Origin of the sequence: Neptuniibacter sp. QD72_48 (genome assembly GCF_047778065.1) — a bacterium.
Taxonomy (GTDB): Bacteria; Pseudomonadota; Gammaproteobacteria; order Pseudomonadales; family Balneatricaceae; genus Neptuniibacter.
On record NZ_CP180547.1, the window covers coordinates 160,112 to 185,222 of the forward strand.

General features: G+C 44.8%; 16 protein-coding genes. 9 read left to right on the forward strand and 7 right to left on the reverse strand.

All coding sequences use genetic code 11. The annotated features are described in order from the left end of the window. Nucleotides 1-12: 12 nt before the first annotated feature. On the reverse strand, nt 13-1,428 hold the full coding sequence (locus ACMXYX_RS00695; RefSeq protein WP_415906374.1) for a hypothetical protein: 1,416 nt from the start codon (nt 1,426-1,428) through the stop codon (nt 13-15). Between the two features lie 263 nt (nt 1,429-1,691). Between ACMXYX_RS00695 and ACMXYX_RS00700 the strand changes: the two genes are divergently transcribed. From ACMXYX_RS00700 to ACMXYX_RS00730, 7 genes are all read left to right on the forward strand, one after another. Next, entirely contained in the window at nt 1,692-2,699 is a 1,008-nt protein-coding gene (locus tag ACMXYX_RS00700; RefSeq protein ID WP_415897308.1) for an AAA family ATPase, read from the forward strand. A gap of 10 nt (nt 2,700-2,709) precedes the next feature. After that, on the forward strand, nt 2,710-3,633 hold the full coding sequence (locus tag ACMXYX_RS00705; protein WP_415897309.1) for a DUF58 domain-containing protein: 924 nt from the start codon (nt 2,710-2,712) through the stop codon (nt 3,631-3,633). Beyond that, nucleotides 3,633-4,118, forward strand: a complete 486-nt coding sequence (locus ACMXYX_RS00710; RefSeq protein WP_415897310.1) for a DUF4381 domain-containing protein — start codon at nt 3,633-3,635, stop codon at nt 4,116-4,118. Before ACMXYX_RS00705 ends, ACMXYX_RS00710 begins: the two co-directional genes overlap by 1 nt. Then, a complete protein-coding gene (locus tag ACMXYX_RS00715) occupies nt 4,111-5,094 on the forward strand; it encodes a vWA domain-containing protein (RefSeq protein WP_415897311.1) in 984 nt (327 codons plus the stop codon). The genes ACMXYX_RS00710 and ACMXYX_RS00715 overlap by 8 nt, the downstream gene beginning before the upstream one ends. Next, entirely contained in the window at nt 5,094-6,890 is a 1,797-nt protein-coding gene (locus ACMXYX_RS00720) for a VWA domain-containing protein (RefSeq protein WP_415897312.1), read from the forward strand. Before ACMXYX_RS00715 ends, ACMXYX_RS00720 begins: the two co-directional genes overlap by 1 nt. Then, nucleotides 6,884-8,605 carry a BatD family protein gene (locus ACMXYX_RS00725; RefSeq protein ID WP_415897313.1) on the forward strand — a complete coding sequence of 574 codons (1,722 nt, stop codon included), beginning with the start codon at nt 6,884-6,886 and terminating at the stop codon, nt 8,603-8,605. Before ACMXYX_RS00720 ends, ACMXYX_RS00725 begins: the two co-directional genes overlap by 7 nt. Nucleotides 8,606-8,896: 291 nt before the next feature. Next, entirely contained in the window at nt 8,897-10,681 is a 1,785-nt protein-coding gene (locus ACMXYX_RS00730) for a methyl-accepting chemotaxis protein (RefSeq protein ID WP_415897314.1), read from the forward strand. A 77-nt stretch (nt 10,682-10,758) separates the two neighbouring features. Here ACMXYX_RS00730 and ACMXYX_RS00735 read toward each other — a convergent pair whose 3' ends face one another. Next, entirely contained in the window at nt 10,759-11,427 is a 669-nt protein-coding gene (locus ACMXYX_RS00735) for a glutathione S-transferase family protein (protein WP_415897315.1), read from the reverse strand. A 53-nt stretch (nt 11,428-11,480) separates the two neighbouring features. Beyond that, nucleotides 11,481-12,338 carry a glutathione-dependent disulfide-bond oxidoreductase gene (gene yghU / locus ACMXYX_RS00740; protein ID WP_415897316.1) on the reverse strand — a complete coding sequence of 286 codons (858 nt, stop codon included), beginning with the start codon at nt 12,336-12,338 and terminating at the stop codon, nt 11,481-11,483. Between the two features lie 128 nt (nt 12,339-12,466). Here yghU and ACMXYX_RS00745 point away from each other — a divergent pair, with 128 nt between their 5' ends. Next, nucleotides 12,467-13,048, forward strand: coding sequence for a TetR/AcrR family transcriptional regulator (locus tag ACMXYX_RS00745; RefSeq protein ID WP_415897317.1), 582 nt, complete (start codon nt 12,467-12,469; stop codon nt 13,046-13,048). Nucleotides 13,049-13,110: 62 nt separating this feature from the next. Here the strand turns inward: ACMXYX_RS00745 and ACMXYX_RS00750 are convergent, their stop codons facing one another. From ACMXYX_RS00750 to ACMXYX_RS00765, 4 genes are all read right to left on the reverse strand, one after another. Beyond that, a complete protein-coding gene (locus ACMXYX_RS00750; RefSeq protein WP_415883094.1) occupies nt 13,111-14,970 on the reverse strand; it encodes a methyl-accepting chemotaxis protein in 1,860 nt (619 codons plus the stop codon). Between the two features lie 688 nt (nt 14,971-15,658). Then, nucleotides 15,659-18,622, reverse strand: coding sequence for a transporter substrate-binding domain-containing protein (locus tag ACMXYX_RS00755; RefSeq protein WP_415897318.1), 2,964 nt, complete (start codon nt 18,620-18,622; stop codon nt 15,659-15,661). A 632-nt stretch (nt 18,623-19,254) separates the two neighbouring features. Then, complete coding sequence (locus ACMXYX_RS00760; RefSeq protein WP_415897319.1) at nt 19,255-22,254, reverse strand: EAL domain-containing protein; 3,000 nt, start codon at nt 22,252-22,254, stop codon at nt 19,255-19,257. A 1-nt stretch (nt 22,255) separates the two neighbouring features. Next, a complete protein-coding gene (locus ACMXYX_RS00765) occupies nt 22,256-23,797 on the reverse strand; it encodes a methyl-accepting chemotaxis protein (protein ID WP_415897320.1) in 1,542 nt (513 codons plus the stop codon). 350 nt (nt 23,798-24,147) lie between these two features. On the opposite strand from ACMXYX_RS00765, the gene ACMXYX_RS00770 reads away from it, so the two are divergent. Continuing rightward, nucleotides 24,148-25,092, forward strand: coding sequence for a carbon-nitrogen hydrolase family protein (locus tag ACMXYX_RS00770; protein WP_415906375.1), 945 nt, complete (start codon nt 24,148-24,150; stop codon nt 25,090-25,092). The last annotated feature ends 19 nt before the right edge of the window (nt 25,093-25,111 follow it).

Genomic DNA, 25,111 nt, shown 5'->3' on the forward strand with positions numbered 1-25,111 from the left:
ATCTGTTGAGGCTTAGATTTTTACGATTTCAGCTTTCTTCGCTTTGAAACCGTCATTGATTTCAGAGCCTTTCAGCGTGATTACACCTTTACCTTTTATCTTAAGGCCGGATTTCTTACCACTGTCGTTATTTGCGGTTGTGCTGTTTTCGATGAGAGCTGCAACTTTACCTGCATCTTTAGCTTCTAGCACAATGCCTTTACCGCCGTTTTTGTCGGCATGACCAGAAGAGATCAGAGCGGTGAGGTTACCGTTTTCCTCTTCCGTCATTTTGAAGCCATCATCGGTGTTACCTGATGCAGCAGAGTCAATCACTGTGATCTCGATATCGCCTTCGCCTTCTTCGTCAAAGTCTAGGCCCTCATCTAGATTATTGTGGATAGTCGAAGAGTAAAGGACGGTCTTAATACTACCGTTACCTGCTTCATCGATATCAAAACCATCATCAAAATCGATACCAAACTCGTAAGCTTCAACTGAGCCGGAAGCATATAGATCGACTTCGCGTTCAAAGCATTTGTCATCAGCGGAACCGGCAATCTCAGCAGGTACTTTGTCAGCAGACATCTCGCCATCTTTAAATTCAGCTTCTACTGGGGATGGCAGAAGAGGTTGTAGAAGGTCTTTTTGGCAGTAACCACCATTGTTAGAGAAATCGACGTTGCTCACGTTAACAATCACGTCGCCATTCTGACCTTCATCCAGCTCAACACCGTCAGCGCCTACTTTGTTGAAGCGAGAGTTATGAGCGGTAAATAGTATGTTGCCTTCGTTACGTTCATCGACTCGAAGGCCGTCGCCATCTACTCGGCCATAGCCGACATTGTGGATGTTTAGGTTGTATGCATTTACTGCGATAGACGCTGGAGAACCACCGCCTTCGCCGCCTGCGCCTGCACCACAATCTTTAGCAATATCACAATCAGAGATGTGGATACCGTGATAAGCAACACCGCTAACTTCAACGTTATTGAGTGTCACGGTTAGGGTTCCAGTTTGGTTATCTCGTAGGTTAACGAAGATACCTTTACCAGCTTCGCCTGTTAGGTCACCGCGGTTTTGGATGCTAAAACCGCCAGGTCCTTCAAATTTAAGACCGCTGATATTCAGGTCCGCGCCTTGAGATATAGCCAGCAAATCGGTGTTTTTTGCAGTTTTGATGATCTGGCCGTTACCGTAGATCGCGATAGGTGCCTGACCAGTATAAGTCAGAGTGGAGTTGATCATGATATCGTCTTTGCTAGTAACAATGACGCTATCTGCTTTACCTTCAGCAACAGCGATCAGTGCTGCACGCATGGAACCTTCGCCGCTGTTATTACCATTAGTTACATGAATAGGGGCAGCGTAAGCCGTAGTTGTAAGCAAAGTTGCGCCAACAGCTAAGGCTAACGCTTTAAGAGGGTGAGAACCGTGCAGCATAGACATTGAAAATACCTTTATGGAAAGTCTTATAGATTTATGCCGCCAAAACTATCTATGCCGGGTGACGTTTAGATGACAGGTTTAAGAAGTTTTTGTGAGCGAAGCGTTACATTGAACTGTTATTGAGAATAGGAATCTGAATACTACCTTTTGTTCGGTAAAATTAGATCGAGTTGCAGAGTTGAAAACAGGGATGCTAACCGCATATAAATAGGCATCACATTCGTAACGTCATTGTGCAAAATTAATAAAAACAGGAGCTTAGAATGACAGTAGAAGCCACTGCAAATACGGCATCGAGTCAAACCTTGCAGAGTAAACTGATCGGGTTATCAGAGGCTTTAAAGCAGAAAGTCATTGGGCAGGAAGCCTTAGTTGAGCATTTGTTGATTGCATTGCTTACGGATGGCCATGTTTTACTGGAGGGCCCTCCAGGTTTGGCGAAGACGCGTACAGTTCATGCCTTAAGTGATCTGTTAGAAGGCGTGTTCCATCGTGCTCAATTTACGCCGGATCTACTGCCAAGCGATATTACCGGTACTGAGATCTACAACACACAAAAAGGCGAGTTTAGTTTCCGTCAGGGACCGCTGTTTTGTAACTTATTATTAGCGGATGAGATCAACCGTGCGCCAGCCAAAGTACAGTCTGCTTTACTAGAAGCGATGGCGGAGCGACAAGTCACGGTTGCAGGTAAAACTTATCCACTGTCTAAATTCTTTATGGTGATGGCGACGCAAAACCCGCTGGAGCAAGAGGGGACTTATCCACTACCCGAAGCTCAGCTAGACCGTTTTATGCTACATATCCGCGTTGACTACCCAGATCATAATCAAGAGAAAGAGATCCTGCGTTTAGTGCGTGACGAGCATAACTCCGAGTTAGCGGGGGAAGCCGCTCATATTGATGTTGCGCTGACCGAGCAGGAGTTATTCGCAGCTCGCTCCAGCATTATGCAGGTCTACATGGCGGATAACCTTGAGGATTATATGATCGCACTGGTGATGGCGACACGTAATCCAGAAGCTTACGGAGACGATCTGAAAGATAGTTTAGTCTTTGGCGCAAGCCCGCGTGCGAGTATCGCTTTGGATCGCGCTGTACGTGCTAAAGCTTGGTTGGCTGGACGTGATTTTGTAACGCCAGATGATATCCAAGAGATTGCTCCAAGTGTGCTAAGACATCGTATCGGCTTGAGCTATGTGGCTGAAGCGCGAGGTTTAGATAAAGATAAATTGATCGCCGAACTGATAAACCGCGTGGCGGTACCTTAGGGATCAATTTATGTTCTTAGGGGAAGCAAGCCCAAGGCCTGTGCCATCAGCACGGCACCTCATCAGTGTGGACGAACTTATTAGTTTACGGTTCTGGCCGCCTGCGCGACAGAATAGCCGTGAGCGCATGGCGATTCGTGAAGGTCATCATCTCAGTCATATTCGTGGTCGCGGTATGGAATACGATGATGTCCGTGAATATCAGCCGGGTGATGACATTCGTCATTTGGATTGGCGTTTGATGGCGCGTACAGGTGAAGCACATACCAAGCTTTATCGAGAAGAACGCGAACGCCCAGTTTTCCTGCTGTGCGATCTTCGCCACAGTATGCAGTTTGCAACTCGCGGACACTTTAAATCGGTGTTGGCTGCCTATGCCAGTGCGATGGCCCTCTGGACAACGCTGGCGAATGGCGACCGCGTAGGTGGCATGCTGCTAAGCGAGCAGCAAGAGCATTTGTTTAAGCCAAGTAATAGTCGTCAGCAATTGATGCAGATGATTACCGCACTATCTCAGGGTGTTGAGCCTACTGAGCAGACCACTGAACGATCCTTGGCACAGTCACTAGCGCGGTTAGAGTCGATCTTAAGCAGTGGCAGTATCCTCTATATTTTTAGCGATTTTCACGATGTTGATGAAGAAACCGAACTGCATTTGATGCGTCTGGCACAACGTTGTGAACTGAAGCTGGTGTTGATTTCCGATCCACTGGAACAACAACTGCCAAGTAGTGGGAAATCGTATCGTTTTAGCGGCTTAGGGCGTGAATTGTTGGTCTCTGCCAATCAGGCGCAACAGCTTAAATATCGTGGCCAGTTTCAGCAGCGATTACAGTTATTACAGAATCGGCACAACCTACGTGGCGTTGAATTTGCCCATTGGCAAACGGATCAGCATCCGCTGTTTCAGTTTGATTCCCAGGAGGTGAGCTAGTGGACTTTTCCCAGCTTCCCCTGCGTCCCATGCAGCAGCCAGAGATGATTGGCTGGTGGCCTTTGGCACCGGGCTGGTGGTTGTTAATTTTACTCAGTATCGGGCTATTTATTGCAGTGGTGTGGCTTGGCTATTACTACCTGAAGAAAATGCGGAACAACCCAAATCGTTGGGCGTTACAAGAGCTGAACTCCATTCAAGCGAAGTACCAGCAGCATCAAAATAAACGGCTTTTAGCCGAAGAGTGTAATGCACTGTTAAAACGCCTAGCGCTGACCTTGTATTCTCGCCAAGATGTCGCCGCGCTAAATGGAACCGCTTGGACTGATTTTTTAGCTAAGCAAAGCAGCTCGGATACTTTAACGGTGTTAGCAGTAGCGCCTTATCAAGCATCACCTGAGTATGATGCTGAAGCTTTGTTGAGTGCTTGTAGAGGTTGGCTAACTAATGCCAGAGGTAATGTTAGAGGACCTGCCGATGTTTGAGTTTGCTTGGTGGTGGCTCTGGTTACTTTTACCTCTGCCTTGGTTAGTAAGACGCTTTTCTAAGCCTTCAGCGGATCAGGGTGGGGCTTCACTGCATGTACCATTTCTTGACCAGATGGAACAAGCGGTAGGGCCGCAACAAGGAGTATCAACTCAGCAATCCTCTCCATGGCGACTAGTGCTGCTTTACCTTATCTGGGGGCTATTGATAGCGGCTGTAGCGAAGCCACAATGGTTAGGCGAGCCGATTCCACAGAAACTGGAAGGCCGTGATCTTATGATGGCGGTGGACCTGTCGGAAAGTATGTTGGAGCAGGACTTTGAGGTGAATGGCCGTTGGGTGAGCCGATTGGCGGCAACCCGATTAGTCGCCGGTGATTTTATCAAGCGCCGCGAAGGGGATCGTGTGGGCCTGATTCTTTTTGCAGAACAGGCTTATCAACAGGCGCCTCTGACCCATGACCGCGACACGGTTAAAACTTTGTTAGACGAAGCTCAAGTGGGTTTGGCGGGTAAAGCGACAGCAATTGGTGATGCTATCGGCTTGGCGGTAAAACGTTTCAAACAGATGGAAAGTGAACAACGCATTTTGATTCTGCTTACTGATGGTCGCAATACTGCGGGGGTGCTCAAACCTTTGCAGGCGGTGGAGTTAGCAAAATCTGAGGGGCTTAAGATTTACACGATCGGTGTTGGCGGCGGCAGCCAAGGTGGAGTTTTAGGCTCGTTCTTCGCGCAAGGTTCTGATCTGGATGAGAAGACACTCACGGCGATTGCTGAGCAAACCGGAGGGCGGTTCTTCCGTGCGTATGATCTGGATGAACTCGCAGAGATCTATGCTGAGCTAGATGAATTAGAGCCGGTTGAACAAGATTCCGAATTCTTCCGCCCTATTGATCCGCTATTCCACTGGCCGCTCTATGGCGCTTTTGTGTTGGCATTGATCCTAGCGATCAGCTTAAGAGGGCGTAACTGATGTTTTCTGATCTTCAGCTACAACAGCCACTTTGGTTGCTGATTATTCCTGCGGCGTTTGTGCTTATTTTGTGGCTGCAAAAGCGCAGAGCTGATGCCCAAGATTGGTCAGAGGTTTGTGATCCAGAACTCCTGCCGCTGTTAAAACAGCAGGGAGCACAAAAGTTAAAACGTAATTGGTTGCCGTGGAGTTTATTTGCTGCGGTGATCTTGCTAGCAATCGCGGCTACGCAACCGGTGTGGCAGAAGCAACCGCAACCGGTATTTAAGCAAAGTGATGCCTTAGTGCTTGCCTTGGATCTGTCAGCGTCGATGAATGCAACCGATCTAAAACCGAGCCGCCTGCAACGGGCTAATTTTAAGATTAAAGATCTACTCAAAAAGCTCCCAGATACAGAAATTGCACTGATTGTTTATGCCGGTGATGCCTTTGCAGTAACACCGTTAACCGAGGATAGCGATACTATATTGGCTGCTTTACCGGCGATGACCCCTGATATTATGCCGGTACAAGGAAGTCGGGCAGATCGCGCCTTAGTCTTAGCCGATCAAATGTTAGCGCAGGCCAATATTCAAGGCGGAAACATCCTATTGGTGAGTGATGAAGTCTCGCCTGCGCAAGTTGCAGCCGATGCCAGTCGTATTCGCAATCAAGGTCGTAAAATCTCTATTCTGGCCGTTGGTACGGCCGAAGGTGGGCCTGTACCTACCGAATATGGATTCTTACGAGATCAACAGGGCAATGAAGTTATTGCGACCATGAATATCGGGTTGATGACAGAAGCCGCTGGTCTAGGTGGTGGTCAGGCGCAGTTAATTAGTGTGGACGATCTGGATATCGATTATCTGATAGCTGGCCTTAAGTCTGGCGAGAATGCCGCCGTAAATGTCGATAAAGATATTGAACGTTGGGTTGCCGAAGGCCCCTGGTTTATCTTGCTGGCATTACCGTTCTTACTACCTCTATTTCGTCGCGGTTTGTTTAATCTGACGTTGCCTATTGTCGTAATAGCCTCTGCTGGCGTTTCCCAGCCAGCTAATGCAGATTGGTGGCAAGGGCTGTGGAAAACTCAAAATCAGCAAGCAGCTGAAATTTATCAACAGGGTGATAAAAGCGCTGCGGCGGAGTTGTTCACAGATCCGCGTTGGAAGCAGCTCTCGCACTATGAGAGCGGAGATTATCAACAGGCTTTAGACAGCCTGCCAGAGCCTGAAACTGTGAATGATTTTTATAACCATGCTAATTCACTGGCCAAGCTCGGGCAGCTGGAGAAAGCACTAGAAGCCTACGATAAAGCGTTAGCTGAAAGGCCTGATTTTGACGATGCTCTGCATAACCGTAAGTTGGTTGAAGAGTTGTTAAAACAGCAAGAGCAACAGCAGCAACAAGGCGGAGATCAGAACAAAGAAGACAAATCTGATCAGCAGAAAAAGGACGATAAACAGTCAGGCCAAGATTCTCAAAATGACCAGAGTAACGCTTCTGAGCAATCATTTGATCAGCAGCAAGAACAGCAACAACAGATGGATCAATCATCTTCATCCAGACAAAAAGATCAGCAACAGATGGCTGAAGAGCTCAAGGAGCAATTGGATGAAAAGCTAAAAGATGCTGAGCAGCAAGAACAGAAGCTTGATAGTACCGAACAATCTCAGCCTCTGGATGAAACCGAGCAATCTAATCAGCAGATGTTAAACCGAATTCAAGATGATCCAGCGGGTCTGTGGCGACGCAAATTTATCTATCAATATCGTCAGCGTTCCGAGCAGCCAGCAGCGGAGGATAAACTATGGTAAATGGAATTAAGTTATTTACCGCAGCAACACTTTTACTCTTTAGTCAGTTACTGATGGCTGCGATCAGCAGCGAAATTGATCGTAATCGTATCGAGCAAGGTGAATCCTTTCGCCTGATTCTTAAGATCACAGCGAATGAAGCGAACCAAGTTGATCTAGAGCCCCTACACAAGGACTTCCAGATTCTAGGGCGTAGTCATCAGTCCAGTACGACTTTCCAAAACGGTTCGCTAACAAGCACCACTAAACTGGTTTTAACCCTATTTCCTAAGCGAGCGGGCCAGTTAACTATACCTGCCTTGGAACTTGAGGGAGAGAAGAGTAAAGAACACAGCATTGAAGTTGTTGAAGTTAAGCAGCCTTCAGCTGTTGATGGTGGCGTAGAGTTCCTTTCTACCCTATCTGATAAAACCCCTATCGTTCAGCAGCCTATTATCTATCAATCTAGCTTGGTTCTGGGTCGGAAAATTTATGATGCTGGCATCCAAGAACCCCAAGTGACCGAGGGTAAGGCTTTAATTGAAGCCTTGGGTGAACAGCGTCAGTACGAGCAAGAACTTAATGGCCGTCGTATGCTTGTGATCGAGCAGGCATGGCTGATTACGCCACAACAAAGTGGCACTCTAAAAATCCAAGGGGCGCGTTTGAGCGGCCAAGTTCCAGATGGTCGACCAGATCCTTTTAGAGGCTTTAATACGAGAGCTGTGCGCAGAATCTTTGTGCCTGCAGAGGATTATGAAGTTCAGGTTCAGCCGATTCCTGCAGAGTTTACTGGCGAGCATTGGCTATCAGCGAAAGAGATCAATTTGGGTAGTGATTTTGACCGAGCTATCGACAGTTGGAAGCAAGGTGAGCCGGTCACAAGAACGTTGATCTTAGAGGCCACAGGCGTAAAAAAAGAGCAGTTACCTGAATTGGTATTACCGGAAGTACCAGGCCTAAAGCAATACGCAACCAAACCGCAAATCGAGCAGTACTACGTCGATGGTGAACTTACCCTAAGTCTTAAGCTTGAGGTCACTGTGATCCCTGAACGCGGTGGCAAAGTCACGTTACCCGAAATACAGCTTCCTTGGTGGAACACTGAGGCTAAGAAACAGGAAGCAGCGAGCATCCCTGCTATCAATATTGATGTTGAGGCGGATGCAACAGCCTTGGCTCCTAGCCCTCCGCCGCAGGTACAACAGCCGTTATCCACAACGCTATCAACGCAAGCGCCTCAGATCGTCGAAAATAGCCCTGTGGATAATATAAATAGCCAACAGGTTGTTGTGAACGAGAGTGAAGTATCACCTTGGTTAACTTTAGTTGTGGGTATCTTAATTGGGGTTATCTTATCCACAGTGGCATTTTTGCTATGGCGAAGACAGCAGCCACGACAGGTTATACAGGAAGAACCTAAAGCGGATAATTCGGCGCCAAGTTTTAAAAAGCTAAAAGCGGCTTGTTTAGCAAATAACGCCCAAGAAGCGAGAACAGAATTGATCATTTGGGCACGCCATCAATATGCAGGATGTAATCATCTGAATGACCTATCCGATAGAGTCAGCCCAGAGTTCAAACACGAGATCGAATTCCTCAATCGTAGCTGCTTTGCTAGTGATAACTTCTCATGGGATGGTAAAGGACTGTTGAAACAGGTTGAGGCTGAGAACAACCGTGAAAATCGGCTCGCGGCAGGGGAAGCTGGGTTAGAGCCACTGTATATGAGCTAAATCGGCTCGTTGTTCTACTTTGTTACCCAAAGCGGGCTTTTGCCCGCCCTTCTTTATTGATTACAACTTATTGATTTTCAATTGGTCCTGAACAGTTTTCGTGCTGTACCCAGCGTCTCATTGATATGACCGAAAAATGGCTCGGGGTATTCTTAGTATTCTGTATTTCCTGTGCTATACCTAAATAGGATTTCTTAAGGAACTTACCCAAAAATGGATTTTGTCACTTCTTGAATAACCACATTTATCCGTCAGATGTAGCTTATTTGCATAGATAATTTTGGTACGACTATGGAGTTGCGAAATCTTGCAAGGATGAATCAAGAGGTTTTAGTCACCATGCTAAATCAAATGTCGGTTTCCAAAAAAATCGCTCTGCTCGCTATTTCTTTACTCTCCCTTTTATTAATGACCTCAGGTCTAGCGATCGTATCTATGGATCAGATAGGCAAAGAACTCGATAGTATTGCTCACAAAGATATCCCCCTGATCGAGAAGATGACCAAAATAACGGAATACCAGCTTGAGCAAACTATTCATTTTGAACGTGCAGTTCATTTCGGAACGGTTGGGTTGTTGAAGAACGAGAGTGGTCAAAGCAGTGGTAGCTATCAGGACAGCTTTTCAAAGGAACAAGACAAGTTTATTGAATTTGGCCTCAAAGTAGATAAACACATTGGATCTACCAAAAAGCAGCTCTCGGCGATTATCGACTTGTCCCAGACCAAGAGTGGTGGGCTGATTCCAAAAGTCTACGCCAGTGAGCTGGATGAGTTCGCAATGCTAGCCGAGCAGTTAAAAGCGATTGAGAAAGAACATGAAGAGTTCCAACATTATGGCCTAGCTGCTATGAAAGCGATTAAGAACAGAGAGTTTGATCGTTCAGAAGCACTGGCGGTTCAAGTTGAAGAGGCTGCTGATCAGTTAACTAAACATCTTGAAGAACTATTGGCTGAGATAGAAAGGTTCACTCTTGAAGCCTCCGAGACAGCTTTGGCCCATGAGAAGTCTGCTTTAACCAACATAGTGGTAACGCTGATAGCAGCTTTAGCCATTGGGATCTCGTTGAGTATTCTGATCACGCGCAATATCACCAGTCGACTTAAATTATCCGTGGAAGGCATGAAGCATATCGCGGATGGGGATCTAACCCATGATGTTAAGAGCACAGGTGTCGATGAGATCTCGCAAATGTTGGAGTCTCAGGAGATGACCCGCCAAGAACTACAGAAATCGATTGGGCAAATCGTTGAAATCAGTAGCCAGCTTTCCGCGACCTCAGAGGAAGTTGCCACAGCGATGTCAGAAAGCAGTTGTCATGTGCAAAACCAACAAACTCAGACCGATACCTTATCTGCTTCTATGCAGCAGATGAGCGCTACATCAAATGAGATGGCGCATAACATTAATGAGGTAAATGATTCGGTTAATAGGGCCGATGGCGAGCTACAGGAGAGTAACCATATCTTAATCGGCACGGTTGAGAGTATTACTGAGTTATCGAATCAGCTGCAAAACTCAGCGGATACGGTGAAAGATCTAGATAGCAGCACTGTAGAGATCAGTACTGTATTGCAGGTGATTTCGGATATTGCAGAACAAACTAATCTTTTGGCACTAAACGCAGCTATTGAAGCGGCTAGGGCAGGTGATCAAGGGCGAGGCTTTGCGGTTGTGGCTGACGAAGTAAGGCAACTGGCTTCTCGCACGCAAAACTCTACAGCTGAAATATCTGAGATTATTAAACGACTGCAAGATGGGTCAACACGCGTAGTGAACTCTATGCAGCAAACCCAAAAGAAAGCGATTTCATTGGTTGAAGGGGCTGAAAAATCAACGGATTCCCTATCGAAAGTGGTCGATCAATTAAGCCATATCAACAATATGATGAGTCAAATAGCGACCGCTGCTGAAGAGCAAAGTCTGGTAAGTGAAGATTCCACCCGCACTGTGACCGATATTAACGACCTAGGGTACCAGAACGCTGCCAGTGTTGAGGAAACCTCTCAGGCCAGTTTAGATCTAGCCAGAATGGCGGAAGGGCTGAATCAAACGGTGAGTGCTTTCAGGGTGTAAAGGGAAAGAGCCTAAAGCACGAAATAAACAGAGGCTAATCTTTTATCGATAATCCTCTGTTCTGAATTTACCGGAGCTTAGTAATTCTGCGGGAACAAAGCGCGTTTCGCTTCTTCGTCCATTTCAGATTTAAATTGGATATCACCGCTGATACTTCTGGCTTTGGCGACTGCTGGGCGGGCATCTACCGTTTTGAACCAGCGTGATAGGTTAGGGAATTTCTCAAGCTCGTTCTCACCTAAAACTGGTAGCACGCGGTCAATCCAGCCCCAAGCAGCAATATCTGCAATGGTGTACGCCTCACCCGTGATATAGGTATTGCTAGCCAATTGATCATCCAGCACTTGATAGTGGCGGGCTGCTTCACGGCGATAACGATTGATTGCATAAGGTAGGTTCTCAGGTGCAGCGCGCTGGAAATGTACCGCTTGACCCGAATAAGGCCCAAGGCCTGATGCGATAAACATCAACCAAGAGAGTAAGTTTGCCTTATCTTCGGCATTCCCCAGAAAAAGATTATGTTTTTCGGCGAGGTAGAGAAGGATTGCTGTGGAATCAAAGACCTTTGTACCTTCATCATCAATGGCAGGTACTTTTCTATTTGGATTGATTGCCGCGTATTCCGGACTGTGTTGTTCTCCTTTTAAAGTATCCACAGGGACTAATTCATACTCTAGTCCAGCTTCTTCAAGAAAAAGAGCGACCTTCATTGGATTAGGGGTAGGGTGAAAATAGAATTTAAGCATAAGTTTTTTAACCTGTTGAGTTAACGTAAATTGAGATGGCTTGTATTTATTGTTCAGGGGTTTAGCTTTAGAACTTGATCTATATCCGTAGCTTGATGCCTATCGCGTAGTTGCTCCCAGGCTTCGCCCCAAGTGCGATTGACGATACGGCCACGCTGTACGGCTGTGCGTTGCGAGATCTGTTCGGCCCAGCGTTGCAGGTTGGAATAGCTATCGACATCTAGAAAGGTGGCGGCACTGTATTGGTTTCCGCGGACGAGCTCGCCGTACCAAGGCCAAATAGCAATATCTGCGATGGAGTAGTTTTCGCCCGCTATATAGGGATGGTCCGCCAGTTGTTTATCCAGCAGGTCTAACTGACGTTTTACCTCCATAGTAAAGCGGTCTATGGGGTACTCGAACTTTTCCGGGGCATACGCGTAAAAGTGTCCAAAGCCGCCCCCTAGATAGGGTGCAGAACCCTGTAGCCAAAACAGCCAATTCAGTTGTTCTGTCTGTTCGCTAGGGTCTTCTGAGAGGAAGTAACCAAACTTCTTGGCGAGATAAAGCAAGATAGCACCCGACTCAAATACGCGAGTTGGCGTCGCCCCTGAGTTATCAACAAGGGCTGGAATCTTAGAGTTGGGATTGATATCCACAAAGCCTGATGAGAACTGATCTCCTTCACCTATCTGAATCATGTGGGCATCGTATTCTGCCTGTTCAACGCCTGCTGCTAGCAGCTCTTCAAGCATGATGGTGACTTTCTGGCCGTTAGGCGTTCCCATCGAATACAGTTGAAGTGGGTGTTTACCTTTCGGCAGTTCAGCTTGATGAGTCGCACCTGATACTGGGCGATTGATACTTGCCCACGTGCCACCGTTTTCCTCTTCATGCTTCCACACTTTAGGTGGGGTGTATTGTGCGTTCATAAGACTTCTATCCTTATCAGCTGATCTAAAATTAAATTGAACGTCCGTTCATCTATTTTTATCCTAACTGGACTTGAACGGGTGTTCAAGCTAAAATTTGAACAAATGTTCAATCTGAAGTTTTAATCATGGCTAATACTCTGAAACATGACCGTTCTGAGGTGCTGGATAAGGCAACGAATCTTTTCTGGGAAAAAGGTTTCCACGCTACGTCTATGCGTAATTTGCAAGACCATATTGATATGCGTCCGGGCAGTATCTATGCCGCATTTGGCAGTAAAGAAGGGTTGTTTAAAGAGAGCTTAAATCACTATGCAAAAGCCAGCTTAGAGCGATTAACTGAAAGCACTAATACGTCCGAATCCCCGCTTGGTGCACTTAAAGCATTTATCAAAACTGTGGTTTTGAATTGCCGAGAGGATACGCCCAGTGAGATGTGTATGTTGGTAAAAGCGATTGCTGAACTGACAGAAGAAAACGGAGAATTGTTAGATGAGGCGAAGGGGCTTCTGAAGGCTGTAGAACAGGCGCTAACGCAACTGATTGAACAAGCGCAAGCGGCAGGCGAGGTCGATTCTTCAAAAGACGCAGCCCGCCTTGCTCGCTATATCCAAATGCAGCTCATAGGCCTGCGCGTATATGCACGGGTTTCACCTGATGAAGATGACTTGGTTGCAATGATCGATGATTCCATTGCTTCGATGGTGTAAAGCCGCTTTATTGAAACTGGGCGACAGCCATTAGCTGTTCGCCCTATCTCTTCAGATATAACTTAGCAGCGGAAAGCTCCGCAGGTTCGTTGTATCTCTTGTACTAATCCAGATAATTCATCTTGGCTGCGGTTAAGAATTTGCATTCCATCTACTGTCCTTGTTGCTGCATGGCTGACTTGTTCTATATTGCTCCCCAGTCTTTCTGCGGAGGTTTGTTGTTCCTGCGTAGCGCATGACATTTGTTCGCTCATAGTGGCAATGCTGGCTACTGCATGATCAATCTCTACTAGCTTGTGATTGAGCTCTGTAATCTGCTCGACGCCTTTAATGGCGTTTGTTTGGCTACTAGCCATCGTTTTTACTGCTTCAGAAACACTATCTTGTAGTTTAAGAATAATGCTCTGTATCTCTTGGGTAGAGTTTTGGGTGCGTTTAGCGAGATCCCTTACTTCATCTGCAACTACAGAAAATCCGCGGCCAGTCTCACCTGCTCGGGCGGCTTCAATAGCGGCATTCAGTGCCAGTAAGTTCGTTTGATCGGCAATATCGCTAATCACTACCAGTACTTTTGATATGTCACTGGTTTGTTCACTCAACCTATTAATCGTCGTTGCAGAGTTTTCTACATCTTTAGCAAATGCTTTAAAGCTCTGCTCGCATTGGCTGGTGGTAACCAGACCCGAATTGGCTTGTTCCTGTGCTTCAGAGGTGGCATGAGCCGTTGTCGCAGCACTTTGCGCTACTTCTGATACTGATTGTTGGGTTTGGCAAACGACTGTTGCCATATCTTCAGTGCTGATGTGCTGACTACGGCTATCCGTATCTACCTGAGTGACTACTGAGCTAAGTTGGGATTCAACGTGTTTCAGTTGTTCAACATTGAGTAAAAGCTGGGATACAACACATCGGGTTTTCTCAATGAACTGGTTACAGTTTGTCGCTACGTCACTTATCTCATCATTACCATCTACGGTGATTTTCTGCTTCAGATTAGCATCCCCTTGACCTAACTTTTTCATGGCTGATGCGACTAGCGCTATGCGCTTTTGGATACTGAAAGCAGTCATACTTGTGAAGGTAAAACCGATGATGATAATCAACAGAGCCATGACCAGCATGATGTTCTGCTGGCTTTGAATATGTTGTTTCACTTCCGGTATTTGGATAGTGGCTAAGTCTGAAAGTTCTTTTTCGAGTTCATGTGCGGTGTTTCGCAGATCCTTTCGAATGCCTTTCTGGTGAGAGGTGCCTAGTTTTTCAGTTAGCTGGACGTATTGGTTAAAGGTTGCTGAGTATAGGGCTAAGTCCGACTTCAGTTGCGTGAATTGCGCACCAAATAAATGACTGTTTTGTTCTAGTTGAATTGTCAGAGAGCTGTATGTGTCGTTAAAACTGCTGACATACTTTGCTTCTTTACGCAGCATAAAATCTTTTTCGTGGCGGCGTAAAGACAGAAGCGTATTTTGGAATACTGGTTGATCCTGTAGCGCAGCAGAGACTTTGTGCGCGGAGCTTCGAAGTTTGCCTAATGCACCTTCGTTTTTGCTTAATCCAAGTGCCTTTTGAGTATTAACAAAACTCTTAAACTGATTGTCGTAGGTTGTGAGTAATTGTTGAAATTTGTCATGTTTAGCACTGAGTCCTAACGCTTGTTTTAACTCTTCTAATGCATGTGATCGTTGTTCCAATGCGGTAACGCCAGTATCAAATCTTTGTACATATTTAAGATCTTTACGCTCGAAGAAATCCTTTTCGTTACGTCTTAAATTCAGTAAATCCTGTTGTACATAGCTGAGTTCTAGAATCGAAGCTTTCAGTTGGCTAATGTTATTCAGAGAGTAATGGTTGCTACCCATGATTAGCAGCATACCAACAACAAAGAACAGCGAAATTAATAACAGTTTTATTTTTATAGTCATATCAACACCTTACATCTTAAAGGGTGTATTTGCTGGTCGTGATTTAACGACTAGCAGGCAGAGGGACTGCTGTGCATTGAGATATGTGTGCATAGGGTTACCATTAAAAAGGCAACTATTCAGTCCAAGGGCTTATCGAAAAGGCTCTATCCGATGTTGGAATGAGCTGAGGATTGCTTTTGGGGAGGGCGGTCTATTCGGACGATTTTTGTGTAACTGTAACTTTGAGCAAAGTGCTGGGTGACGATGGCTATGGGTTGGTACAGCAATGCTGAATTGGGGATATCATCGAGTTGTAAGTTATCAAAATGGTTTTCGAACGCTACATTGGAGCGGTGGTTATTATGAATATTAAGCTTACAGTGAGGTGGTTCGGAGTATGTGTTATTGGATAGTTTAGGTGATTGGCATATACAAAAGGGGGAAAGCACTTCTGTTGATAGCAACAAGCAGCATATCAGTATCAAAAATGGACTATTCTGACTTTTGAGCAATAGAGCTACCTTTCCCTTTTTGAGTATCAAATATTAGATAATTTGTAACAAAATCGTCATATTTGAATAATCATACTAGATAAAATTGTACTAGGGCTCAAGGGGTATATAGGCAGTAAACAACAGATGATTGTATGTTTGCTGCCTATAGCACTTAGCGTTGTTTCTAAGCTTGCAAATAGACTGTTGATTATTCAGACATTTTCGACGCTACTACCGTTAACTACTCGGTTGCGTCCCATTTCTTTTGCCTCGTACAGTGCTGCATCAGCTAATTGAATTAATTCCCTGGGTGAGTGATCAATGGCTGCTTCAGCCAAGCCGAAGCTAGCTGTCACTTGATCGACCTCTTCAAACATTTCTGCTGCGATGGCAGTGCGAAGTTTTTCTGCTAAGCGGTAAGCCATTTGTGCGTTTGTTTCAGGTAAAAGAATCATAAATTCTTCACCGCCCCAACGACCTATTTTGTCTGTTTTACGGGTGTTCTCTCGTAGTATTTGTGCAAATCTTTTCAGCACAGAATCGCCACAGAGGTGGCCGTATTGGTCGTTTATCTTTTTAAATAGATCGACATCCAATAGCAGAATTGAAAGTGGGCGTTTGAAACGTTGGAGACGGTAGATCTCCTCTTCCAGTAACAGCTCAATGTGTAGACGGTTGTTTAACCCAGTTAGAGCATCGGTTGTAGATAGGATGGATAACTCTGTATTCTTGCTATTGAGCTTTTCATTAAGTTGATTCAATTGCAGTTCAGCAGCTTCACGTAGGTTTATTTCTGACTTCAGCTGTTTATTCAGTCGAGATAGTTTCCAATTCCATAGCGTGATTATCGTGATAATGAACAACGCGGCAAATACGAGTTTCCAGATCAGTTCATAATTAGCATCGTGTTCAAATTTAACCGATACCCAGCGTTGGAATACTTTGGAGTGCTCCTCTTCTGTTATGTATTCGGTGGCCTTGTTGAACATGGAAAGAAGCTCAGGGCTATCGTTACGGATGGCGACTGCCAGTTTCCAGTCCTCATCTAAACGGCCTCCTATTTTTAAATTTAGGAAACGGTGTTTACGAATCGCATGGCCCACGGGAGCTATCGCCCCGATTAAACCGAAAATTCTACCTTCCTCGACAATGCGTAGACCGTCAGCGACGCTATCTACTTCAATTACATTTATCTTAGGGTAATCTTGCTGGAGTTTGCTAAGTAAACCGTAGCCTTTAGGTACCCCGATGGTTTTATCTTTGAGTGATTTGAGGCCATCAACAAATAGAGAGTCTTCCTGAATCGCGATGACTAAAGGTAAGCGCAGGTAGGGCTTAGTGAAGTTTAATTGTCGTTTAGCTTCAGCAGTTTCGAAGGCCGCGGACATGATGTCACAGCGTCTATTCTGGGCGTATTCTAGGGACTGTTGGCTACTTTCTGTTGGTAGCATTGTCATGCCTATACCAATCCGATCGGCCATTAAATTCAGGTAGTCGGCAACCATGCCTTCATGACGCCCTCCTGATCCGATCTGTTCTAAAGGCATCCAATCTGGGTTGGCACAAAATGTTATGCCAGGCTGCTTTTCTAAATAGGCCTTTTCTACGGCCGTTAGGCTAAGACCACTACCAGGTCTAGCGACATAGTTCTCATTGCCCATCCAGCGCTGAGAAATAGCAGCGACTTCATCTCTGGTAAGGGATTCAATGGCACGATCCATAATTCGTTGCAGGATAGGCCAATCTGAACGAACACCAATGCGTAGATTGGCTAGATCAGGTTTGCCTACATCTACCTCACCCGATACGGTGAGGTCATTCATCAAATTTTTAGCGATAAGGTGGTTAAATACAGCTGCTTCTCCCAATGCTGCGTCGGCCTTACCAATAGAGATTGCCTTAAGGCTTTCAAGTGCATCGGTTACAAGATGTTGTTTAATTTGTGGGTATTCGTTGGTCAGGATCTCTTCGTAGAAAAAGCCTTTTGGTATAGCCACTGTTTTGCCGAATAGACTTTCAATAGATTCGAATTTAGCGCTTTTCTTACTAACAATAACATTCGGATTGACTGCATAAGGGCGGGTAAAGCGGATATATTTACGACGCTCAGCGGTATTGACGATATTGAGCATCATGTCTAATTCACGCTCCTTGGTCATCGCCAAGAAATCATTCCAGTTTGGTCCACTGACATACTGGATCCTAAAACCGGTTTTCTTGGCAATGAGGTTCATGACATCAATAGAAAAGCCTTTCGGTTTGCCTTGTTCGTTGTAATTGAAGGGAGGCCAGGCCATTTCGTTATGTACCCTTAGGACAGGGTTAGCCGCGAGGAATTCTTGTTCTTCTTTATCTAGATGAAGAGTCTGGGTTCTTTGTAACCCGCCTTCTAGCCAGCGGCGGCTTAGCCGATCTCTTTCCTCTTTGGTAACTGATTCAATCGCTTTTTGCATAATAGAGCGAAAGATAGGCCAATCATCTCGTACCCCTATACGTAAAAGATTGGCAAAGCGGGGATCATCAATACCGCCAACGATTTTGAGGTTACTCATCAGATGTTTTCGGATTAGGTGGTTTTGGACTGCAATCCCACCCATGGTGGCATCGGCCCGGCCAAAGGCCACTGCTTTAAGGCTATCTACTTGATCTTTAAGTAGTAATAGCTGAATACCTGGAAAATGCTTTTCGATAATTTCTTGGTAGAAGAAGCCTTTAGGAATAGCAAGAACACGGCCATTCAAATCTCTCAGATCCCGTACTGTACGATTATCGTCTCGGACAACAATCCCTGATGGGTTATTTACATAAGGGTCGGTAAAGAGAATGTATTTGCTGCGATCATCTGTCTTGATGATATTGAGCATCACATCAAGCTCTTTATGATCCAGCATAGTTAGAAATTCACCCCAAGTAGGGCCTGTTACGTAATCAACTTCTATACCGAGCTTTTCTGCCAGAAGGTTCATGAATTCAACAGAATAGCCTTTAGAACGACCGAATTCGTGGTAATTAAAAGGTCCCCAACTGACTTCGTTATGGACTCGAATTTTCTGATGGTTGAGCAGCCAAGTTTTCTCTTCCTGTGTCAGAGGTATCTCATTTGCCTGAACAAAAAAACTGGATGTCAGTAAGATTAATGAGAAAAGAAAGGTGAAAAGTGATGTCTGCCGTAACACGAAGATAATCCCTAAAACTTATATTGTTATTGTATTGGGACTCTATCTATATCATTAAATGGTGGGGTTTGAAATTGCCTACTGCATTAACGGTTCTTTGAGTATAACGAGGGGCATGGATTATTTTGTCGTGGCATCAGACTAAGAATGGGCGAGATTGCTTCTCGCTCCCCTCTTTGCTTGATGTGGGTGGTCACAGGATTACTCAATACTTCCTCTTTCTGCTCGGCAACTACGGCAAAAGCATGTGCTTCGGTCTTCAGGACAGAATATTTGTTGCCATTTATTTTTTCTATTAAAAACAACCATTGCTAGCCACAATGTACCTACAAGGAAAAAAGTACCCAAAGCTATAAGCCCCTCTAGCGGAAAATTGTTTAAGCCTTCTAACATATTTAGCTAATCCTAGTGTATGTCTAATTTTTATTTTTATGACACTGTCACATATGATCTTGTGATATGCATGCTTGGATCTGATCCGAAGCAATAACAAAAAATTACTCTTTGAGTCTGGTTGTTACAATTATTCTGGCTGTTGTGAGAGTAGATCTTTGATTTAGATCAATGAGGGTGAGGCGATGGTTTTAAGAAAGGAGGGCTTAAAGATGATCCAGAAAGCCCTATAGGAGAAATTAAGCAGCAAACAGTTTCGGGTGTTTTTTATTTTTAGGTAAAAAATACTCAGGAGGATGAGGTTTGCTGTAATACCAGCCTTGGACAACTTGGCAGCCTAGATCTTTGAGCATCTCAACCTGCTCTACGTGTTCTACACCCTCAGCAATTACCCCTAAACCAAGGCCTTGAGACATGGCAATAATCGCTTTGACCAATGATTTATCACTTTCGTTTTCTGTAATGGAACGAATAAAGCTTTGATCAATTTTAATGCAATCGCATGGTAAATCTTTTATATAACCTAAAGACGAGAAGCCTGTTCCAAAGTCATCGATAGAGACCCGCACGCCTAATTCTTTGAGCTCGCTTAATACTACAGCTGCTTTCTGAGGATCATGGACCAAGAAACTTTCTGTTATCTCTAGTTCGAGCATTGTTGCTGGGATTTCATATTGGGCAATCGCCGCTTTTACGTCTGATACAAGATCAGTACGCGCAAGTTGAAGGGCTGATATGTTCACCGCGATATAGTTCGTTTCCACACCAGTATCTAGCCAGTTTCTAAGTTGCTTCGCAGACTGATTTAGGGCCCATTTACCTAAGTCCGAAATCAAACCCGTTTCTTCAGCCAAAGGAATAAATTGAGCAGGTGAAATATAACCTTTTTCTTTGTGTTCCCATCTTGCAAGGGCTTCATAACCGATGGTTTTCCCCGTGGTGATATCTACCTGAGGCTGATAGTGCAGTTTCAGCGCTTGCTCTTGCATTGCTTGTCGCAGAAGAATTTCAAGTTCTTGTCTTTCTTTAGCCATATCAGACATTTCGGAAGAGTAGGTTCTATAAACTCCGCGGCCGTCTGCTTTTGCCTGATAGAGAGCTGCATCAGCGGCCCGTTTAAGTTCGTCTAAATTCCTACCATCCTTAGGCGAGAATGCTATACCAACACTCAAACCAATGTAGGATGTGCAGCCCTCTAGGTTATAGGGTGCTGAAATTGTTTTAATTAAGCGCTCTGCCAAGGTATAGATTTCGTCTTCGTTGTCGTAATCATCGACAAATACAGCAAATTCATCCCCGCCAATTCGGGCACAATAATCCATGTCACGAATCTGGCTTGAGAGGCGCTTTGCACAATCGATAATTAGTTGGTCGCCGTATTCATGGCCCATACTGTCGTTGATATTTTTAAAACGATCTAAATCCAAATAGAGCAGAGCTGATTTGCGTTTACGGCGCATATCTTTAGGTAATAAGTGATCTATCAGACTCTCAAAGAAAAACTTGTTAGGAATACCGGTTAAGCGATCATGATTAGCGAGCTGGGTTAGCTGTTCTTGTGCCTGCTTAACTTGGCTGATGTCATTTAGCACTCCAACATAATATTGGTGGCCAAAATCATCCTCAAGTGTGGTGATTGAAAGTAGTTCGGTAAAGTGAGTACCGTCCTTACGTTTATTTACTATCTCACCTTTCCAGCTGCCACGTTCGGAAATGCCCTTCCACATATCGGTATAAGTTTTACGAGGCGTTAATTCCGATGCGAGTAACTCTGGACCTGAGCCCACTACTTCTTGACTGGAATAACCAGTAATGCGTTCAAACGCAGGGTTTACGGAAACAATTTTGTTGTCAGCATCTGTGATCATGATCCCTTCAGCAGTGTTCTGATAAACAGCTGCGGAAAGCTTGATAGAACGGTGATCAGCGATCTGCTTACTGATATCAAAAAATGAGATCACTGCGCCAGTGATTTCACCGTTAGTGATGATTGGAGCAGCTTTTCGATGCACCGGAATACAATCACCATTGTCTTTGATAAACCAATCATCGGAAGATAAGGACGCTCCGGTTGATAACGTACTCTCTATACTGGAATTGCTTTTAATCAGGCTTTCCCTTACTGGGTTCGTGCGATACCAAGTATCCTGGATGGAATGTCCGATTAGTTTATCCGTGCTATAGCCTAAGATTGCCGTTGCAGCCTTGTTGACAAAGATCTGCTTGCCTTCAGCATCTAGTTCAACAATGCCGTCACTGATACTTTCAAGGATTGTATCATTACGGGTTGCTAGACGATGGGCTTGATCTCGCTCGGTGATTAAGATCTCTTCAGCTTTTTTCTCGGCACTGATATCAATATGTGCGCCGACAATACGATAAGCTTCATTAAGGTCAGTATAAAAAACAGAAGCTTGTGCTCTCATCCATAGAATATGACCGTTTTTATGAGTAAGACGGTAATCTAAAGATAAATTTTGATATTTCTTGGCTAAGCAATTTTGAATATAGTCTTCAGCACCTTGAAGATCGGCAGGGTGGATATTGGAGCGCCACTCAGAAATATTATGCTCAAATTCGCCGGGCATATAACCTAGTTGCGCTAGCCATACATCGGAAAACTTAACTGAGTTACTTCGTAGATCCCAATCAAACAGGCCTACATTGCCTTTTTCCGTAGCCGCTCTTAAGAATACTTCATGTTCATGAATACGCTTATTACGATGTTTCTTCCTCATGCCTTGCCAGATTGCTAGAGCCAAAGAGCGTGCAAGAACAATTTGCTCTCTGGACGGTCGTTCTTTTAGCTCCAGAGAGAAAATAACAGGGATATCATCATTATAAATAATTGGCAGACTGAGTAGATGTTTGTTGCTTGTCTTTGGGTAAAGCTTCAAAAAATCACGTTTGTTTTTTAATACATAAGACAGTATTTCTGGATGCTCTAGTTCCAGTGCTTTGCAATCTTCGTCGAGGAAAATATCTGGGCAATGAGAGTAATTAAGCCAAACCTGACGTGCGTTGAACATCAAACTAAATTCGGAAAGGCACTTCTGCAAATAGGCTAAATCGCTGCGTCTATCACCAATGGATATAATGGAATCCAAAGAATGGAGGGCTTTCTGATAGTTAATATCACGAGCTTTACTATCGTCTTTTACCTTAAAAAGGTAGAACGTTATTCCGCCAACCAACAGCAAAAATGCGGTGGTGAGTAGAAGCAGCAATTGTGTATCCATATCAAATAGCCTGAAGCATCGATTTTAGATCCGTCACAAGGTTTGTCAGTTCAACGGATGAGTCTTTCATACGTTTGGCGATGGCATGGTTTTCAGAGGTTACATCTCTGATGCTTTCAATATTTCTACTCACTTCATCTGAAACCGAGCTTTGTTCCTCAGACGCTGCGGCTACTTGGGTACTTAGATCCGTGATATTGAGCATGGCCGCATTAACTTCATCAAATGATTGCCCAACCCCTTCTGCACGTTGGATATTGGCTTCTGCATGGCTACCACAGCGTTCCATAACATGAACAGTTTCAGATACCTGATTTTGGATCGCTTCGATAGTCGATCTGATTTCGGTCGTGGATTCTTGTGTCCGTTGCGCCAAAGTACGTACTTCATCGGCAACTACGGAGAAGCCTCGACCTTGATCGCCTGCACGAGCCGCCTCGATTGCTGCATTTAAGGCGAGTAAGTTTGTCTGCTCTGCAATTTCTGTAATGATGTCGACTACTTGTTCAACGGCTTGAGCTTTGGTTTTAAGCTCTCCGGAAGATTCTCCTGCGAGGCGAACTTCCCCAACTAGGTCTTTGATGCCGCCAATCATCTCCTCAACAATACCTTTACCGCCATCCGCTAGGTCAGCCGTTTGGCTTGTGGCATGGGATGTTTGCGAAGTGTTTTGCGCTATTTCATGAGCTGTCGCTGACATCTCTGTGGCGGCACTGGCCAGCATATCGGCTTCAAGATTTTGTTTTTCTATACCATTTGAGGTTTGATCGATGGAGGATAGGGTTTGATCCATGAATTGGGTTAAAGTGGTGATGCTGTCTTGAACTCGACCAATTACGGTTCTGAGACGGGCCTGAAGCATCAAATTAGCCATATCTGCACATCCCACCTCATTCATATGGCCTGACATCACATATTGAGCGAGCGCATTGTCATAGACGTCTACAGCATTATCTTTCAGATGCTTTAGTGGTTTTAGAATAATTGCCTGATATGAGATAAACGCTAGCGCAATCGCAGCGATGATCCCTGCTTGCATATAATCAGACAGTGGAAGAAATACAGAGACTAGAGCACAAAGGAAAGCCATCAGGCCTGTGATCATTAGTCGGCTAGATAGACTGTATGGTTTTATACTGACTTTTTTGGTGCGCAGTTTAGTGTAAACGGCTTCGGCACGTTGGATTTGGGCATCAGTTGGTCGGGTCCTTACGGATTGGTAACCGATTTTACTTCCGTGTTTATCAAACAGCGGCGTAACATAAGCCTGTACCCAGTAATGGTCACCATTTCTACAACGGTTCTTTACTAAACCCATCCAAGGGCGATCATCTTTGGCGTGTACCCATAAGTCGCCAAAGGCTGCCGGCGGCATATCTGGGTGTCTCACAATACTGTGATTTTTACCGATTAACTCATCAACGTGATAACCCGCAACTTCGCAAAAAGCTGGGTTAGCGTAAGTGATAACACCCTGCAAGTTAGTGGTGGATATCAGGCGTACGCCTTCAGGATACTTCTTTTCGATACCGGTACAATTCATGTACAGCCTCTTGTTTATGCGCCAGTCCGATTGGTCGGTTTGTTTCCTAGGGGAGCAATGAAATCGGGCAATTATAAAATCTTTCGTTTATTGAGTAATTGCGCCATGTCATGTTTTTGCAGTGCGCAAAAGATGGCTGTCCTGTCTTAGATCAAAAGGACTTTCTGATATTGCGCTGCACAAGTGATGTGCATGTTTTTAGTTTTTTCTCATAAATAAAACGAAATTGGGCGAACTGCCTATGTTTGTATGGATTTTAGAATGGGTGTAGTCAGTGTCATAAATATAAAGAATGGGAAACTGATTCAGTTGGGCTACGCTTATCCTAGTCACCTTGTGTGGAGAAAAATATGAGTATCAAAGTAGCGATATCCCAAAAGCCACCTGTTTTGTTGAATCTTGAAGCGTCACTAGCAAGGGCTTTGGAAACGATAGAGGAAGCGGCGAATAGTGGTGCGAATATTATTGTTTTCCCTGAAGCATACTTACCTGGTTATCCAACTTGGATATGGCGACTGAGCCCGGGCAAAGACATGGCTTTGGGTAACACTATTCATGCGAAATTGAGAGAAAACTCGGTTGATATCCAGGCTGGTGATTTAGATCCTCTCTGTGAATCAGCGCGCCAGCATAATATGGTCGTTGTGATGGGCATGAATGAAAGAGATACAACCTATAGTGGTACCACACTTTATAACACGCTAGTTGTAATCGGGACTGATGGACAAATACTCAATCATCACCGAAAAATGATGCCCACAAATCCTGAAAGAATGGTTTGGGGTATGGGAGATGCTTCTGGGCTTAAGGTTGTAGAGACTCCATACGGTAGGTTGGGGACTTTAATTTGTTGGGAAAACTATATGCCACTGGCGCGCTATGCTCTGTTTTCTCAGAATATCGATATATATATTGCGCCTACTTGGGACAGTGGAGAGATTTGGATCTCCTCCATGCATCATATTGCTCGAGAAGGTGGGTGCTGGGTTCTAAGTACAGCGACGGCTATGACCGGATCCGATATTCCAGAGGATTTTCCTGAACGTGATTCCCTCTTTGATCAAGATGAATGGATAAACCCTGGCGATGCGGTTGTTATCAAACCTTTCGGTGGTGTGCATGCAGGTCCACTGCATCAAGAAAAAGAGATTTTGTTTGCAGATATTGATTTAGAAGATGCGCGACGTTCGCGTAAAGCACTGGATGTATCAGGCCACTATAACCGTCCTGATATATTCAATATTGAAGTGGATAGAGGCAACAAGCCACCTATTAAATTCATCGACGATTGTTAATAACAGATGGAAGACCTGA